The organism is Vibrio sp. Vf1514 (genome assembly GCF_052076135.1).
Taxonomy (GTDB): Bacteria; Pseudomonadota; Gammaproteobacteria; order Enterobacterales; family Vibrionaceae; genus Vibrio; species Vibrio furnissii.
This window is the reverse complement of record NZ_CP197267.1, coordinates 2,402,750-2,420,022: the sequence shown is the minus strand read 5'-3', so window position 1 is coordinate 2,420,022 and position 17,273 is coordinate 2,402,750. Positions and strand designations below refer to the sequence as shown.

The 17,273-nt window shown below is 51.0% G+C and carries 14 protein-coding genes and 1 tRNA gene; 7 read left to right on the top strand and 8 right to left on the bottom strand.

Annotated elements, in window-relative coordinates; genetic code table 11:
- The first annotated feature begins 154 nt into the window (after window positions 1-154).
- Together lpcA and ACS18Q_RS11245 are read left to right on the top strand one after the other, a co-directional pair.
- Window positions 155-730, top strand: coding sequence for a D-sedoheptulose 7-phosphate isomerase (lpcA, locus tag ACS18Q_RS11250; RefSeq protein ID WP_004724840.1), 576 nt, complete (start codon window positions 155-157; stop codon window positions 728-730).
- Window positions 731-812: 82 nt separating this feature from the next.
- The gene (locus ACS18Q_RS11245; protein WP_014204573.1) at window positions 813-1,658 is read left to right on the top strand and encodes a class II glutamine amidotransferase; all 846 of its coding nucleotides are present in this window, start codon (window positions 813-815) and stop codon (window positions 1,656-1,658) included.
- Window positions 1,659-1,742: 84 nt separating this feature from the next.
- Here ACS18Q_RS11245 and purN read toward each other — a convergent pair whose 3' ends face one another.
- Both purN and purM read right to left on the bottom strand, forming a co-directional pair.
- Window positions 1,743-2,381: a phosphoribosylglycinamide formyltransferase gene (gene purN / locus ACS18Q_RS11240; RefSeq protein WP_014204574.1), complete on the bottom strand. Its 639-nt coding sequence runs from the start codon at window positions 2,379-2,381 to the stop codon at window positions 1,743-1,745.
- Between the two features lie 3 nt (window positions 2,382-2,384).
- Window positions 2,385-3,425, bottom strand: a complete 1,041-nt coding sequence (purM, locus tag ACS18Q_RS11235; protein ID WP_004724837.1) for a phosphoribosylformylglycinamidine cyclo-ligase — start codon at window positions 3,423-3,425, stop codon at window positions 2,385-2,387.
- Window positions 3,426-3,742: 317 nt separating this feature from the next.
- Between purM and upp the strand changes: the two genes are divergently transcribed.
- Entirely contained in the window at window positions 3,743-4,369 is a 627-nt protein-coding gene (gene upp / locus ACS18Q_RS11230) for a uracil phosphoribosyltransferase (protein ID WP_038150875.1), read from the top strand.
- Window positions 4,370-4,434: 65 nt separating this feature from the next.
- Here upp and rluF read toward each other — a convergent pair whose 3' ends face one another.
- The 3 genes from rluF to ACS18Q_RS11215 all read right to left on the bottom strand — a co-directional run bounded on the left by rluF (window position 4,435) and on the right by ACS18Q_RS11215 (window position 6,432).
- On the bottom strand, window positions 4,435-5,478 hold the full coding sequence (gene rluF, locus ACS18Q_RS11225) for a 23S rRNA pseudouridine(2604) synthase RluF (protein WP_275722774.1): 1,044 nt from the start codon (window positions 5,476-5,478) through the stop codon (window positions 4,435-4,437).
- 86 nt (window positions 5,479-5,564) lie between these two features.
- Window positions 5,565-6,143 carry a DNA endonuclease SmrA gene (smrA, locus tag ACS18Q_RS11220; RefSeq protein ID WP_004724831.1) on the bottom strand — a complete coding sequence of 193 codons (579 nt, stop codon included), beginning with the start codon at window positions 6,141-6,143 and terminating at the stop codon, window positions 5,565-5,567.
- Between the two features lie 148 nt (window positions 6,144-6,291).
- On the bottom strand, window positions 6,292-6,432 hold the full coding sequence (locus tag ACS18Q_RS11215; RefSeq protein ID WP_004724828.1) for a DUF3149 domain-containing protein: 141 nt from the start codon (window positions 6,430-6,432) through the stop codon (window positions 6,292-6,294).
- Window positions 6,433-6,662: 230 nt separating this feature from the next.
- On the opposite strand from ACS18Q_RS11215, the gene ACS18Q_RS11210 reads away from it, so the two are divergent.
- Window positions 6,663-6,739: transfer RNA gene (locus ACS18Q_RS11210), tRNA-Pro, on the top strand.
- A 219-nt stretch (window positions 6,740-6,958) separates the two neighbouring features.
- On the opposite strand, the gene ACS18Q_RS11205 is transcribed toward ACS18Q_RS11210, so the two are convergent.
- Window positions 6,959-7,831 carry a TraB/GumN family protein gene (locus ACS18Q_RS11205; protein ID WP_238820938.1) on the bottom strand — a complete coding sequence of 291 codons (873 nt, stop codon included), beginning with the start codon at window positions 7,829-7,831 and terminating at the stop codon, window positions 6,959-6,961.
- 460 nt (window positions 7,832-8,291) lie between these two features.
- Here ACS18Q_RS11205 and ACS18Q_RS11200 point away from each other — a divergent pair, with 460 nt between their 5' ends.
- Entirely contained in the window at window positions 8,292-10,943 is a 2,652-nt protein-coding gene (locus tag ACS18Q_RS11200) for a beta-N-acetylhexosaminidase (protein WP_154180313.1), read from the top strand.
- Between the two features lie 63 nt (window positions 10,944-11,006).
- Here the strand turns inward: ACS18Q_RS11200 and ACS18Q_RS11195 are convergent, their stop codons facing one another.
- Entirely contained in the window at window positions 11,007-11,450 is a 444-nt protein-coding gene (locus ACS18Q_RS11195) for a DUF411 domain-containing protein (protein WP_143680652.1), read from the bottom strand.
- 113 nt (window positions 11,451-11,563) lie between these two features.
- Window positions 11,564-14,329, bottom strand: a complete 2,766-nt coding sequence (locus tag ACS18Q_RS11190) for a heavy metal translocating P-type ATPase (RefSeq protein WP_441257084.1) — start codon at window positions 14,327-14,329, stop codon at window positions 11,564-11,566.
- A gap of 226 nt (window positions 14,330-14,555) precedes the next feature.
- Here ACS18Q_RS11190 and gltX point away from each other — a divergent pair, with 226 nt between their 5' ends.
- Window positions 14,556-15,983: a glutamate--tRNA ligase gene (gltX, locus tag ACS18Q_RS11185; protein ID WP_055466468.1), complete on the top strand. Its 1,428-nt coding sequence runs from the start codon at window positions 14,556-14,558 to the stop codon at window positions 15,981-15,983.
- A gap of 274 nt (window positions 15,984-16,257) precedes the next feature.
- Window positions 16,258-17,256, top strand: a complete 999-nt coding sequence (locus tag ACS18Q_RS11180) for an OmpA family protein (RefSeq protein ID WP_441257083.1) — start codon at window positions 16,258-16,260, stop codon at window positions 17,254-17,256.
- The last annotated feature ends 17 nt before the right edge of the window (window positions 17,257-17,273 follow it).

Genomic DNA, 17,273 nt, shown 5'->3' with positions numbered 1-17,273 from the left:
AACGAGAGTTTTTCCCCTCGATCCGCGTTCGAATCTTGCAAATCTTGGACGCTGACTATCGACAGAGAAAATCGTTTGGGTAAACTCAGGTTAACGAAACTCTCGTTTTCTACGTGAGTTTGTCTGCCAGCAGATTAATAAAGAGAAAAAACCTATGTACCAGGATCTGATTAAAAGTGAATTAACCGAAGCTGCCGACGTTCTGAACAAGTTTCTGAGCGATGATCACAACATCGCGCAAATTGAAGCGGCAGCAAAAGTGATTGCTGACTCGTTCAAGCAGGGCGGTAAAGTACTCTCTTGTGGTAATGGTGGTTCTCACTGTGATGCGATGCATTTCGCCGAAGAGTTAACAGGCCGTTACCGTGAAAACCGTCCGGGCTACCCTGGTATCGCCATTTCTGACCCAAGCCACCTGTCTTGTGTGAGCAACGATTTTGGCTACGATTTCGTCTTCTCTCGTTATGTGGAAGCCGTGGGCGCAAAAGGTGATGTGTTGTTCGGTTTGTCGACCTCGGGGAACTCCGGCAACATTCTGAAAGCGATTGAAGCGGCCAAAGCGAAAGGCATGAAAACCATCGCCCTGACAGGGAAAGACGGTGGTAAAATGGCGGGTCTGGCGGATGTTGAAATTCGAGTCCCTCATTTTGGCTACGCCGACCGCATTCAAGAAATCCACATTAAGATTATCCACATCGTGATTCAGTTGATTGAAAAAGAGATGGCATAATCAAAGTGCCCCGGCATGCAGGCTGGGGCGCGAATGACCGCTACCGTGAACGAAGTGGTTTAAAGAAGGAGTAGTTTAAACCATGTGTGAATTGCTCGGCATGAGCGCCAATGTACCCACCGATATTTGTTTCAGTTTCACTGGCTTGATGCAGCGCGGTGGCCGCACGGGCCCGCATCGTGATGGCTGGGGCATTACCTTTTACGAAGGCAAAGGCTTTCGCACCTTCAAAGATCCAAGCCCAAGCTGCCAATCGAAAATTGCGGAGCTGGTGCAGAATTACCCCATCAAAAGTTGCGCGGTGATCAGCCACATTCGTCAAGCGAATCGTGGGGGCGTCAATTTAGAAAATACCCATCCATTTACCCGTGAATTATGGGGACGTTACTGGACGTTCGCGCACAACGGGCAACTCGCCGATTACCAAGATTTGCCGTCTGGGCGCCATCGCCCGGTGGGCCAGACAGACAGTGAAGCTGCATTCTGTTGGCTGCTGGATGAACTGGAAAAACACTATCCGGATATTCCACAGGACATGGCGGGTGTGTTCGCATTCGTGGCTCAATTGTGTGATCAACTGCGTGAGAAGGGCGTGTTCAACATGCTGCTGTCCGACGGTGAATACGTGATGAGTTATTGCACCAATCATCTCTATTGGATCACACGTCGCGCGCCGTTTGGTCATGCCACCTTGCTTGATGAAGACGTCGAGATTAACTTTCAGGAAGAAACCACGCCCAATGATGTGGTGTCGGTGATTGCGACTCAGCCGCTGACGGGCAACGAAGTGTGGCAGAAGATGAAACCAGGAGAATATAACCTGTTTCATTTTGGTGAGCTGATCGACAGTAACGTGGGGATGCTCAGCGACGTCGCGTATGTGGCTGGCCGCCCTGGCGATCAGTCGCCGAAATCGCCGCTGGAATAGACGCGTTAAGCAATCAAACGGACATAAAAAAGGGTTGATCCACGATCAACCCTTTTTCTGTTTTCAACCGAGTGGTTCGTGACCTTACTCGTCGGCGTAACCATGCATGCCGAGCGGTTGCCCGTCTAAGAAGGCTTTGCCTTCTTTCATCTCAAGGCGACCTTCGACGAACCATTGCGTGACCAACGGGTAAATGCGGTACTCTTGCGATTGCACACGCTTGGTCAGTGTTTCGACCGTGTCTTCATCAAAAATAGGCACGCGCGCTTGCAGAATGACCGGGCCACCATCGAGTTGCTCGGTCACGAAGTGAACACTGGTGCCATGCTCTTCGTCGCCGGCGTGAATCGCACGTTGGTACGTGTTCAGGCCCGGATATTTCGGGAGCAATGACGGGTGCAGGTTAATCATACGGCCAAGGTAATGGCGTACAAATTCGTTGCTCAGAATACGCATGTAACCGGCAAGGACAATCAGGTCCGGCTGATATTCATCGATCTGTTGCATCAACGCGTAATCAAAAGCATCACGAGTCTCAAACGCTTTTGGATCGATAAAGATGGCAGCCGCCCCTGCTTTTTTAGCTCGTTCTAAGCCATAAGCAGTTGCTTTGTTTGAAAAAACAGCCGTTACTTTGCCATCGTGAATACTTGTTTCACAAGCATCGATGATCGCTTGTAAATTGGAACCATTTCCTGAAACTAAAACAACAATACTCTTCATGGATTATTTGATCTCTACTTGTTCTTCATGGTCCTGAGCTGTTGCGATTTCACCGATCACCCATGCGTTTTCGCCTTCTTGTTTCAAAAGCGCAACCGCTGCTTGTGCTTGATCTTTTGGCAGCGCAATCACAAGGCCAACACCACAGTTGAATGTACGGTACATTTCGTGCGTGTTGACGTTGCCTTTCTCTTGCAACCATTGGAAGATCACCGGCCATTCCCAGCTGCTACCGTCGATCACAGCTTTGGTGCCTTGTGGCAGAACGCGAGGGATGTTTTCCCAGAAGCCACCGCCAGTGATGTGAGAAATCGCATGAATGTCATGCTCAGCAATCAGTTTTAAACCTGATTGGATGTAAATTTTTGTTGGTTGCAGAAGGTGTTCACCGATGGTTTTCCCTTCCAGCATTTCGTTTTTATCTGCGCCCGATACTTCTAGAATCTTACGAACCAGAGAGTAACCGTTGGAGTGTGGACCGCTTGAACCGACGGCGATCAGTGCATCACCCGCAGCCACTTTGCTGCCGTCGATGATGTCTTCTTTTTCGACCACGCCGACACAGAAACCGGCCACGTCGTAGTCTTCACCTTCGTACATGCCGGGCATTTCAGCGGTTTCGCCGCCAATCAGCGCACAGCCGGCTTGCACACAGCCGTCAGCGATGCCAGATACTACATCTGCTGCCGTGTCCACGTCCAGTTTGCCTGTGGCGTAGTAGTCAAGGAAGAACAATGGTTCTGCACCTTGAACGATCAAATCGTTCACACACATCGCGACCAAGTCGATACCGATGGTGTCGTGCTTTTTCATATCCAAAGCAAGACGCAGTTTCGTGCCCACACCGTCTGTACCAGAAACCAGTACAGGCTGTTTGTATTTTGTTGGGAGTTCACACAATGCACCAAAGCCACCAATGCCACCCATTACTTCAGGGCGACGAGTACGCTTTACTGCACCTTTAATTCGTTCAACAAGCGCATTGCCTGCATCGATATCTACGCCTGCATCTTTGTAGCTAAGAGAAGTGTTGTTGCCGCTCACGGGGAAAGTCCTCGATCTAGTTGGATATGAAAACGGCGCTATTCTACAGGGCTTAAATCAAAAAGGAAAACGTTTGCGTCAGTTTTTTTGCACTCTTTTTTAGCGCAAAAGCCTTGACTGAACGTTTGCGTTTTACTTTCGTCGATGGTGTTCATTTGAGCGGGTGGCGCGTTTTATTTGACGATGCCAACGTGCCACATATTGACGAGGCAAGGCCATGACGACATTGACCCGCTAAAAAACATGGAGAAACGTCAACATGCCTAGTAAATCGGTGTATAATCCGAAGGTTTGTTTAAATTATGCCGGAGATGGAAATGAAAGTTGTTGAAGTTAAGCACCCTCTAGTGAAACATAAAATTGGCCTGATGCGAGAAGGTGATATCAGCACAAAACGTTTTCGTGAGCTAGCGACCGAAGTCGGTAGCCTGCTGACTTATGAAGCGACTGCGGACTTTGAAACAGAGAAAGTCACCATCGAAGGTTGGAATGGTCCGGTTGAAGTTGACCAGATCAAAGGGAAGAAAGTGACTGTGGTGCCGATTCTTCGTGCGGGTTTAGGCATGATGGACGGCGTTCTGGAGCACATTCCAAGTGCGCGCATCAGTGTGGTGGGGATCTACCGTGATGAAGAAACCTTGGAACCTGTTCCTTACTTCAACAAGCTCGCATCAAACATTGAAGAGCGTATCGCGCTGGTGGTTGACCCAATGCTAGCCACAGGTGGCTCTATGATTGCGACCATCGATCTGCTGAAAGAGAAAGGCTGTAACCAATTTAAGATTTTGGTTCTCGTTGCGGCTCCAGAAGGGATTGAAGCGCTGGAAAAAGCCCACCCAGACGTTGAACTGTACACGGCTGCTATCGATAAGAAACTGAACGACAAAGGTTACATCGTTCCGGGTCTTGGCGATGCAGGTGACAAAATCTTCGGTACGAAGTAAGCCACGAATACTTCGCGAAACAGATCAAAAAGGGAGCCCGCGCTCCCTTTTTCTTTATCTGCAATTTATTTTTTCAGACGCAACGTGCCGCCTTGGCGTGCTGCGGCAGGTTTGCCGGCGGACGCGGGTTTACCTGAGTGATGGAAACCTGTGCTTTTCGGTTTGCGATCCGCTCGGTTGTCGGCTCGGCTGTTGTCTGGGCGCTCCGAGCGTGTTTTGCCTTTTTTAGAATTTGGCGCGTGACGAAACTCATCGGCATTGTGGCCGCGGAACGTTTTCGGATTGCGGCGCGCTTTCGACGGCTGGTTTTCTTCACGGCTATCAAACAGCTTGGCATCGGTCGCTTTGCGAATGCGTTGGCCTTGGCTATCCACACGTGATGCCTCTTCTGTGCCGCTGGATGCTTCACACATCGCCAGAATTTCAGCCACTTCCGCCTCGGTCAGGTAGCGCCATTTGCCGTTTGGAATGCCATCGAGCGAAATATTCATGATGCGCACTCGACGCAGTTTGAAAACCTCATAACCCAGCGCTTCACACATACGGCGAATCTGACGGTTGAGTCCCTGAGTGAGCACAATTCGAAATGAGAATTTGGTTTCTTGTGTCACTTTACATGGCAAGGTGACCGTATCAAGAATTCGCACGCCAGATGACATCTGTTTGATGAAATCGGCAGTGATCGCTTTGTCCACACGCACCACGTACTCTTTTTCGTGGTTATTGCCGGCGCGCAGGATCTTGTTGACGATGTCGCCATCATTGGTCAGAAAAATCAAACCATCGGATGGTTTATCCAAGCGGCCAATAGGGAAAATCCGTTTGTGGTGACCAATGAAGTCGACGATGTTCCCCGGAACGTCACGTTCAGTCGTACAGGTAATACCGGTCGGTTTATTGAGCGCAATGTATACGGGTTTTTCTTTGCTGCGCAGCGGCTTGTCGTCAATGCACACCTCGTCGTCATCGCTGACTTTGGTGCCCATTTCTGGCAGTTGGCCATTGATGGTGACACGGCCTTGTTCAATCAATTTGTCTGCTTCGCGGCGAGAACAAAAGCCAGTTTCACTGATGTATTTGTTCAAACGTTTTTCGGTTGGTGTCGACATAGGATCTCCTGACGTTTCACAACGGAATGGTTAATTTATCAACAGCAATGCTGTCAAAAGAGCGGCATTGTACCAGCTCACAGGCTTCAGCCAAGTCGTTTCTGATGACGTTCGCGGTTTTCACTTTTCTTGTCGACGCTTTTTTTCAGCAAAACGTATACGGCGCCGCTGCCGCCATGAAAGCGTTGCGCGCTGTGAGCACATTGCACATCCTGAATCTGGCTCAGCCAATGGGCGACAAAACTTTTCATTAATGCTGGCGGGGTCGACCGTTCACCGCGGCCATGCACGATGACGACGGTGCGAATGTCCAGGCGCATGCATTGTTTTAAGAAAGAGACCACCTCATCGCGGCCTTCTTTCAGGGTTTTACGGTGCAGATCCAAACGGGCTTGAATGGGGTATTTCCCCAACCGCAGTTTGCGATACACACCGTCCTGCACGCCGTCGCGTTTGAATTCAATCAAATCGTCCGGTTTGATCATCGGGGCGTGATCAATCGAAAGAAAATCGGGGTCGCCATCGGAGAGGCTAACTGCCGCTTCGCGTTTGGCCAGTTGAGCATCGCTGACGGTGTGGTGTTTCTTGAGTTCAGCGGTGTCGTTTTTAAGCGGTTTGACATCGCCCATCATCTGCTGAAACAGCTCGAAATCATCCTGAGACATAGTGGCATCTCGAAATCAGTGTGGAATGCGGGAATTATACCAACCGAATGGGCAATATGATCAATTGCAGGCAATAAAAAACCGGAGTAGACAAGCAATCTACTCCGGTGCATAGCGTCACTCTATTGTTCAATAGAGGCTAAGCGATCTAGTGAGGAGATTTGTCGTTCATGACTTTGTAGACGAAGAAACCGCCGTAAAACAGCATCAGACCTAAAGCGCCAAAAATTACTATCATGGAAGATAGTCCCACAGCATTACCAAATAGGAGATCCAGCCAAAAGTCCATGTTTCCTCCAAAGCGTTCGAAGACAGGGCTAAGGTAAAAGCTGCACAGCATCGCGACACTGATCTGGATCAATTGTGTTTCATAGGTTGCTAAAATGTTTACATGGTTGTGTATTTAGTCACATTTTTTACGGGGTTGATTGAGTTTTAGGCGAACGAGCAGTGTTTCGAAAAAATTTCATGGAAAGGACTTGCGTCACGAAACAGAATCCGTAATATACCCAGCGTTCTCGGTGAATAGCGCAGTTTGGTAGCGCATCTGGTTTGGGACCAGAGGGTCGGGGGTTCGAATCCCTCTTCACCGACCATATTTAAAGCCTCAGCAGCAATGCTGGGGCTTTTTCGTTTCTGGCGTTTCCATTTGGCGGGGCAGCGACTTGGGTCGTGGGCTGGAGCGCCAGTCCGATCGAATCCCGCTTCACCGACCCTATTGAAAGCCTCAGCAGCAATGCTGGGGCTTTTTCGTATTTGGCGTTTATTCTTGTACCAAACCCGCAGCGTGTACCGAGGATTTGGTGGTGGAACTGTTAGTAGAACTGACAACCAGCCTTGGTCGATTGGTTGAGACGGGTGACGGTAAAGCCGTTTTGACTCAATAATGCCAGCACATTGTCGTGACCGATAAGATGCAGCGCGCCCACCACCATCAAGTATTGGCCTTGGGGATTGGGTAGAAAGTTACCGGACGTGAGTTTGTTCACCCAATCGTGATTGCGGTTGGTCACGAGAGTGCTTTCCAATTCACTCGAAAATTCATTCAGTTTCATCATATTTTCTAGGTTGGCTTGATCTCCAGCCACCCAGCTATCAATCATGCAGCGCGTCATGGCGTCGCTTTTTTCCCAATCGTCGATGAGTGCTGTCAGCATCTCTTTGCCCGCATCGGGCTGACGCGTGAGCGCATCAATTTGAAACTGCACCGTTTCCAGTGGCAGCACGGCGATGTCATTGGCGGTGGCTTTGGTCATCAGACTAAGATCAACCCCTTCTCCCGGATGAAACCCAAGTTGAAGCAACTGACGAAACTGAATCGATAGTGCTGATTGCCATGGCGGCGCTTGGCGCAGGGTGGGAGGTGTGAGTTCGAGATCGTGGGCAATTTGGTCCAGCATGAACAATTGCTCTTTCGTCAAAACTTGTTCGCTGCTCGGTTGGTTATGTGGGTACACAAGGTCCTGATTCTTTCTGACATCGGCTTCAATGATCAAGCCATCAGCCTGATTGAGTGCTTGATAAATGGGCGTTGGCAGTGGATACATCGACGGTGCCCCGACGTGAATCGAGCCGAGTAACGTGATGGTTAACGAGCCCTTGGTCGCTTGCCAATACAGGGGCTCGGCATGTAGGGCGGGAGCGAACAGCCAGAGAACACAGAAAACCCAGCGGGAGATGTGATGCATGTATCATCCTTTTCGTTGCGAAACGTCGACGTTAAATACGTTGCTTTCCCTGCATTTAAACAGATTTGACAAATAAAACCATTTGATGCGCTTCACAGATTTCTTTTTGAGTTTCTGTTGCGGGGGCGATTGTTTGTCAAAACGGTGTGATTGAACTCACTGAAATGCACGGGAAGTTGTGAGTTTTGTCGCGATATTCTCGTCAATTTAGAAATGTTGATTTTGACGTTATTTTTAAGTGTTTGATATTTAAGTTTTTATATTTATCTATAAATCTAAAACTTGAACAGGATCACTGCCGTTAATGAATAATTTTACGCTGAAAAATAACTCGCGTTATGGTGGCGGTGTTCATTAAGTAGGGCCATTGGCCGATGTCGTTTTGAGAAAGGAAATAGAGCACCCGGATTGGTTTCTTATCGGCTGTGCGTTTCGTTTCGAGAAAGTAAGGTAAGTTATCATGTTGAAGAAAAGTATAATTGCGGGTGCGGTTGTTGCCACGTTAGCAGGATGTTCAATGACGAATTCGTCGACTCAGTCGGTTGTGAATTCACTCGCGAACAATTTAGATATTCACTACACCGTTCTGACGAACCATGGCGCCGATGATGGCCTTGGTTGTCAGGAGCTGGGCGCGGAATGGGCGTCGTGTAACAAAGTCAATATGACGCTGGTGAACCAAGGTCAAGCCATCGATTCCAAAGATTGGGCGATCTACTTCCACAGCATTCGCATGATTCTGGATGTGGGTAATGATCAGTTCAAAATCACTCGCCTGACGGGTGACCTACACAAACTTGAACCGACTGACAAATTTGACGGCTTCGCAGCAAACGAAACCGTGGTGGTTCCGCTGATTGGCGAATTCTGGCAACTGTTTGAAACCGACTTCATTCCGGGCGCGTTTGTGACGGCGCCGAACGCTGAACCGAAGCGTATTGTATCCCTCGATACCGAAGACGTGGCTCAGTTTGTTCGTGGCCTTGAAGGCGACAACTTGAAACGTACGCCGGACGACAACAATATTTTCGCAACTGCAGCGACTCGTTTTGCGAAAAACCAAGATGTGACGCTACAAGACGTGTCGTCTGCGTTGATCCCAACACCAACACACATCACGGCGCAAACGGGCGTGGTGTCAATTGCGCAAGGCATTGCTTGGAACAGCCAAGTGCTGGATTCGGCACAAAATGCGGCACTGGCCGAGCGCGCAAGCCTGCTGGGCGTGAATCTCAACGGTTCGCTGGCGACAGATGTTCGCATTGAACCGACCGCGTTTAGCGGCGACATGGCGAAATCGGGCGCTTACACGCTGCAAGTGACAGCCAATGGCATCACCATTCGTGCCTTCGATGAAGCGGGCGCGTTCTACGCGATGCAATCGGTTCTGGGTTTGGTGGATATCGCCAACGCAGATCACCTGCCGCTCGTGACGGTGGAAGATGCACCGCGCTTTGACTACCGTGGCATCATGGTCGACGTGGCACGTAACTTCCATTCCAAGCAAGCGATTCTGGCAACACTGGATCAAATGGCCGCGTACAAGATGAACAAACTGCATCTTCACCTGACGGATGATGAAGGTTGGCGTCTTGAAATTCCAGGGCTACCAGAGCTGACCGACATCGGTTCACAGCGTTGTCTGGACCTCACGGAAACCACCTGTTTGCTGCCACAACTGGGTTCGGGTCCAGACACCAATAACTTCGGTTCGGGTTACTTCAGCAAAGCGGATTACGTGGAAATTTTGAAATACGCGAAAGCGCGTCATATCGAAGTGATTCCAGAAATTGACATGCCAGCGCACGCACGTGCGGCGGTGGTCTCGATGGAAGCGCGTTACCAACGTCTGATGAATGAAGGTAACGAAGTGGCGGCGAATGAATACCGCCTGATGGATCCAAACGACACGTCGAACGTCACCACGGTGCAGTTCTACAACCGTCAAAGCTTCATCAACCCATGTCTGGACTCTTCTGAGCGCTTTGTAGACAAAGTGATCGCTGAAGTGGCGGCCATGCACAAAGAAGCGGGCACACCGTTGACCACGTGGCATTTTGGTGGCGATGAAGCGAAAAACATCAAGCTGGCTGCGGGTTACCAAGACATCAACACTGCGGAACCGGTGAGCTGGAAAGGCTCGATTGACCTGTCACAACAAGACAAGCCATTTGCGAAATCACCGCAGTGTCAGGCGCTGATTGCCAGCGGCGAAGTGAGCGACTTTGCTCACCTACCAAGCCACTTTGCAGAGCAAGTGTCGAAGCAAGTGAAGAACCATGGCATTCCGCACTTCCAAGCATGGCAAGATGGCTTGAAGTACAGCGACAGTGCGCAGTCATTCGCAACTGAATCGACGCGCGTGAACTTCTGGGATGTTCTGTATTGGGGCGGCACTTCCTCTGCGTATGAATTTGCGCAGAAAGGCTACGATGTGATTGTCTCTAACCCAGACTACGTCTACATGGACATGCCATACGAAGTGGATCCGAAAGAGAGCGGTTACTACTGGGCAACACGTGCAACGGACACCCGTAAGATGTTTGGTTTTGCGCCAGAAAACTTGCCTCAGAACGCAGAAACGTCGCTTGACCGTGATGGCAACGGCTTCACCGGCAAAGGTGAATTCAACGGCAAACCGTTCTTGGGCCTGTCAGCGCAGCTGTGGTCTGAAGTGGTCCGTACTGACGAGCAATATGAGTACATGGTGTTCCCACGCGTTCTTGCTGCCGCAGAGCGTGCATGGCACCGCGCTTCATGGGAGAACGACTACAAAGTGGGCGTTGAATACTCTCAAGAGACACAATTGGTGAATCAGAGTGCGTTGAACGCGGACTGGAACCGCTTTGCGAACGTTCTGGGTCAACGTGAACTGGCGAAGATGGAAAAAGCCGGCATTGATTACCGTCTACCAGTACCGGGTGCCACCATCGAGAACGGACATTTAGCGATGAACGTTCAATTCCCTGGTGTGACTCTGCAGTACTCGCTGGATGGTGAGCAGTGGCTGAACTACGATGCTGCGAACGCGCCAGAAGTGACGGGCACGGTTTGGATTCGTTCTCTGTCGGCAAGCGGTGAACGTGCAAGCCGCGTGACCACACTGAACTAATTCGGTATTGAATATGCAAAGGCCTCCCATTGGGAGGCCTTTTTCATTGGCACGGCAAAACGATTACTGATTGCCAGGGTGCTGACGGTACTGAAAGACCTGACCTTTGTCATTCAACGCATACACCACATACGCATCTTTTTGATCGCCATATTCCATGCCCGGCGAACCCATCGGCATGCCGGGGACCGCTAAGCCAATGGCGTTTTTCGGTGGATTGGCGAGAAACGCTTTAATATCGTCGGCCGGAATGTGGCCTTCAAACACATAACCATTGATTTCAGCGGTATGACACGAGGCCAATTTAGGGGTTATGCCCAGTTTTTGCTTGATGCTGTTCATGTCGTCATGCAGCACTTCTTTTACGGTAAACCCTTGCGCTTGCATGTGTTTACCCCATTCGCCGCAGCAACCGCAATAGGGGGATTTGTGGTTAATCACATCGGTCGCCAGTGCTTGCCCAGACATAAGGGCCAGCAGCGCTAGGCTGAGAGATGATGTCTTCATAATAAGCCTCTTCATTTCGCGGAATAGGTGAAGCAACGCCAACGCATCGGTCATCCAATATATTGGTCATGCAATACATCGGTCATCTAATACATTGGCGTGTTCGGTCAACTTTAGGAGTGAAAACGTGTTTTCACCAAACGCAGTCGGTTGGCATTGCTGACCACGGTAATCGATGACAGCGCCATCGCCGCTCCCGCAACCACCGGACTGAGTAAGAATCCAAACGCTGGGTAGAGCACGCCAGCGGCAATTGGAATGCCTAACGTATTGTAAATAAAGGCACCCAACAGATTCTGTTTCATGTTTTTCACGGTTGCTTTCGACAACTCAATCGCGCTGACGACGGCAAGCGGCGAAGAGTTGAGTAGCGTCATCTGCGCGCTTTCAATCGCCACATCACTGCCGCTGCCCATGGCAATGCCAATGTCGGCTTGTGCCAGTGCAGGCGCATCGTTGATGCCATCACCAATCATTGCCACACGGCGCCCTTGGCTTTGCAAGGTGTCAATATGCTGCGCTTTTTCATCGGGCAGCACTTGCGCGATAACCTGTTGAATGCCCAACTGTTTGGCGATTGCATCGGCGACGCTTTGGTGGTCGCCGGTGAGCATCACGGTGCGAATCCCCGAGTCATTCAATGCCTGTACGGCTTGAATGGCGCTCTCTTTTACGGGATCGGCAATGCCAATCAAGCCGATCAGGCGTCCATCACGGGCGACAGCAACCGGTGTCCATGCTTGCGCGGCAAAGCGTTGCATGTCGGTTTCCGCCCCTTGCAGATTAATGCCAAGATGCGTGACGTGATCCAGCGAACCAATTTGAATGACATGCTCTAAATAGTGCGCTTGCAGCCCTTTACCGCGCAGGTTTTCGAACTGGGTGACCGTAACCGGTGCGACCGACAATTCACGGGCATGCTGAATGATGGCTTTGGCCAGTGGGTGCTCGGAGTGTTGCTCCAGTGCCACGGTCAGGCTCAGTAGTTCCGCTTCATCAATGCCATAGGTGACCACTTGCTGCACGACGGGTTTGCCTTCGGTCAGGGTGCCGGTTTTATCAAACACAACGGTGTCAATTTTGCTCGCGGTTTGCAGCACGTTCGCATCACGAATCAAAATGCCCATTTCTGCGGCTTTGCCCACCCCGACGGTGACGGATAATGGGGTCGCTAATCCCAGTGCACAGGGGCAGGCGATGATCAACACGGTGGTGGCAATGACCAACATATAGCTTGCTTTCGGATCCGGGCCAACCCAGAACCATACGGCGGCAGCAATGATGGCGATCGCAACCACGGTGGGCACGAAAACGGCGGAAATTTGGTCGGCCATTTTGGCAATCGCCGGTTTGCTACTTTGCGCTTGACGCACCATTTGAATAATACGCGCCAACATGGTTTGAGAGCCAATGCCGGTTGCTTCAATCAATAGGCTGCCATCTTGGTTGATGGTGCCCGCCGACACGGAATCGCCGGGCGCTTTGTGTACCGGAATCGGTTCGCCGGTCAGCATCGATTCATCGACGTACGACTCCCCCTGCAGTACGTTGCCATCGACGGGCGATTTCTCGCCGGGTTTGACTCTTAACCGCATCCCTTGCGTGATTTGCGCCACCGCGATGATTTGATCGCCATCGTCAGTAACCTGTGTGGCGTGTTGGGGTTGCAGGTTGATCAACGCTTGCAGCGATTGTGTGGTTCGCGCTTTGGCTTTGGCTTCAATGTAATGGCCAAGCGAAATCAAACCGATGATCATCGCAGACGCTTCGAAGTAAACATGACGCGCTGCGTCTGGGAACCAAGCAGGGAACACCACCACCAGCATGGAATAGAACCACGCGGCACCAGTGCCAAGGGCCACCAAGGTATCCATGGTGGCGCGGCCGTGAGTGAGCGCTTGCCAAGCGTTGGCAAAGAAGCTGCGCCCTGCGGTGGCGAGTAACATCAGGCACAGCACACCGATGGCGCCCCAAGCGATTTGATCGCTGGGGGCACGAATCATCATGTTGCCGCCAAACACACCCCAAGCCATCAATGGGACACCCAGAATCAGGCCCATGAGGGCGCTGCGTTTGTGCTCTTTTTGCACCTGTTCGAGCTGCGCCTGTTGTTTTTGTTGCTGCTCGGCGGGGTCATCGACCGGCTCGGCCTGATACCCTGCGTGTTTGACCGCTTTGACCAGTTCGGCATTCACGGCATGGTCAGCCATGACCCATGCACTTTGTTCGGCCAAATTGACTTGGGCTTTGCGCACGCCCGCCACAGAGCGGAGCGCTTTTTCGACCGAAGAGACACAGCTGGCGCAGGTCATGCCTTTGATCAGTAAGTGCGTACTCACTTGAGCCTCGTCGACCGCTGGCGCCGCGGTTTCCGTGGTCGATGACGGAATGGTTGATGACGCAATGCTTGGTGCAGGAATGGTCGATGCAGGTGCTTCGTCGGCGAATGGCTTAGCGGCGTCTGGCATTTCAACCTCGCTCTGAAGCGGGGCATCGCTGTGCAGCGTGGCCTGATAACCGACTTCGGCCACTTGCGCGATGATGGCATCGACACTGAGTGAGGTGCGTAGCGACAGCGTGGTTTTGCTAACGGACAGACGCGCAATCTGCGCCGACTGTGCCAGATGTTGGGTCAGTTTGTTGACGCAACCGCCGCAGCTCAGCCCTTGCAAATCAAATTGCAGCAATTGACCGGCTTCATAACCTAAGGATTCAACACTATCGAGCACGCTATCGAGTGGCGCATCTACGTCAAATTCGATAAAAGTGGGGGACAGGTCTTGAATCTCAACCGTAAAGTCCGCGTTGAGTTGGCGCTCGAGTTTACGCGCGCAGCCCATGCAATGTAACCCGGACAAAGGTAAAGCAAAGTGGCTCATGTATCTTTCCTCCAAGACGTTATGTTCGCAAGGATAAACCTTCCCCTTGCGGCAAGGTCAAGCCTTCTGCGGCGATTACAGAATTTCTTGCTATGCCTTGCCGGAAAAGGTGGGGGGAATATGTGGAATCAACGTTGTGATATGGGAGAAGTGGGTGCTAGAATACTGCCCAAAATTTCGCTCATGCTGAACTCTCGGCAGACGTTTCTGATAAAGGTAAATCATAATGACGGTTAAAACTCGTTTTGCTCCTAGCCCAACTGGCTATCTTCACGTAGGCGGCGCTCGTACCGCACTGTACTCATGGCTGTATGCGAAAAGCCAGGGCGGTGAATTTGTACTACGTATCGAAGACACTGACCTAGAGCGTTCAACTCAGGCTGCAGTGGATGCCATCCTGGAAGGGATGACTTGGCTGGGTCTGGACTGGGATGAAGGTCCTTACTACCAAACAAAACGTTTTGATCGTTATAACGAAGTGGTGGAACAGTTGCTGGCGGAAGACAAAGCCTACAAATGTTACGCACCAAAAGACCTGTTAGACGAAATTCGTGCCGAGCAGGAAGCGAACAAAGAGATGCCTCGCTACGATGCGGATCATCCAAAAATTAAAGCGGTCAACGAAGCGGCAAAAGAGGGTGACCCTTGCTGTATCCGTTTCCGCAACCCGAAAGAAGGCAGCGTGGTTTTTGATGACCAAATTCGTGGCCGCATCGAGATCCGCAACGACCAAATGGATGATCTGATCATTCGTCGTACCGACGGTTCACCAACCTACAACTTCTGTGTAGTGGTGGATGACGTGGATATGGGCATCACTCACGTGATTCGTGGTGAAGACCACATCAACAACACGCCACGCCAAATCAACATCTACAAAGCGATGGGCGCAACGATTCCAACGTTCGCACACTGCGCTATGATTCTGGGTGACGATGGTGCGAAACTGTCTAAACGCCACGGCGCCGTCTCTGTTATGCAGTACCGCGATGAAGGTTACCTGCCAGAAGCGCTGATCAACTACTTGGTTCGTCTGGGTTGGGGTCATGGCGATCAGGAAATCTTCTCTCGCGAAGAGATGATTGAACTGTTCAGCCTGAACGCGATTTCAAAATCAGCGTCTGCATTCAACACCGACAAACTGTTGTGGTTGAACAACCACTACATCAAAACGTCTGAACCTGAGTACGTTGCAAAACACCTAGAATGGCATTTTGACCATCAAGGTATCAACAAAGCGAATGGCCCAGCGCTGGCTGACATCGTGAAGCTGGTGGGTGAGCGTTGTCATACGCTGGTTGAACTGGCGCAACAGTCTCGCTACTTCTACGAAGACTTTACTGAGTTCGATGCAGATGCGGCGAAGAAACACCTACGCGGTGTGGCCAAAGAGCCATTGGCGTTGGCTCTGAGCAAAATCGAAGCACTGACAGAGTGGAACACTGAAGCGCTGCATCAAGTGATTGCAGACGTGTGTGCTGAGCTTGAAATCGGCATGGGCAAAATCGGTATGCCACTGCGCGTTGCAGTGACTGGCGGTGGTCAATCGCCATCAGTTGATGCCGTGATGAACCTGATTGGCAAAGCTCGTGTGATTGCGCGCATCCAGATGGCACTAGCATTTATCGAAGCACGCGAAGCAAACGCGCAATAATCGTTTCGAACTGAACAGAAAAGCCGCAACATGAATGTTGCGGCTTTTTTTTATCCAAATGACTCATATATCAACGAATTGTAGCCAGCGTTTTGACGAAATTTCGCAGTTACGTGACAAAAGATTAACAGTGTAGATGTGAAACTTTTTGCTTCATTCATTATAGTTATCCATGGTGTCCTGAATTCATATCGGGCGCGTGGACACCAGACGCCATAAGGCGTTGCGTTGTTCACACACCATACAATCACAATAATGATCGGAAGGAAGTTTTATGAAAAAGTTAGCCGCTATGGTTTCAGCATCGTTGCTGGTTGCCTCGTCTGCAGCAATGGCCGATGTGTACGTTGGTGCAAAAGTGGGGAAAACCTGGCTAGATGATGCCTGTAACAACACCGAGTCGTGCGATTTAGACGGCACAACCGCGGGTGCGCTGTTGGGCTACAATTTCAATGATTGGTTGGCTCTGGAAGGGGGCTACGATTACCTAGGCAAGTTCAATGGTGCGGGTTTGGATCGCGACACGATTCAGGCGTATACATTGGCTCCGAAGCTCAGCTATGCACTGACTGAACAGTGGGACCTTTACGGGAAAGTGGGTGCTGCGCGCGTTCGTTACGGTGATGCATCGGATTACTCATACCTTGGTGCGGCAGGTGTGGAATACGCAGCGACCCGCAATCTGGGTGTGCGTGTTGAGTACCAATACCTGAGCGATATGAACAATGATGTGGTTCGTGCCAAAGCGCACACCACCACGTTGGGTTTAGTGTACCGTTTTGGCGGCAACGATAACCAACCGGCCCCTGTGATGGTGGAAGAGCAACCTGTGGCTGAGCCACAACCGGTTGTGGAACAAGCGCCAGTGCAGGAACCCGTGGCTGCGGAGCCGAAAATGGTGACCAAAACGGTGGCGTTCCAAAAACTCGACAGCAAGAGCTTTGCTCACAACAGCGCGAAAATGAGTGAGGAAGGCAAAGCTCAGCTAGGCGATCTCGTCGCGTTTTTGAATGAGCATCCGCAAGCGAATGTTGAAATCACGGGTCACACCGATTCGACAGGTGCGGAAGCATACAACCAGAAACTGTCTGAGAAGCGTGCGCAAGGCGTGTCGGATGCGCTGCAAGAACAAGGCATTGATGCTGCACGTATTACCGCCAAAGGCGAAGGGGAAAGCAACCCAATCGCATCCAATGCGACAGCGGCTGGCCGTGAACAAAACCGCCGTGTTGAGATTGTGATCCCTTCGTTTGAGTACCAAGTCGAAGAGTAATGACAACCTCATGACAA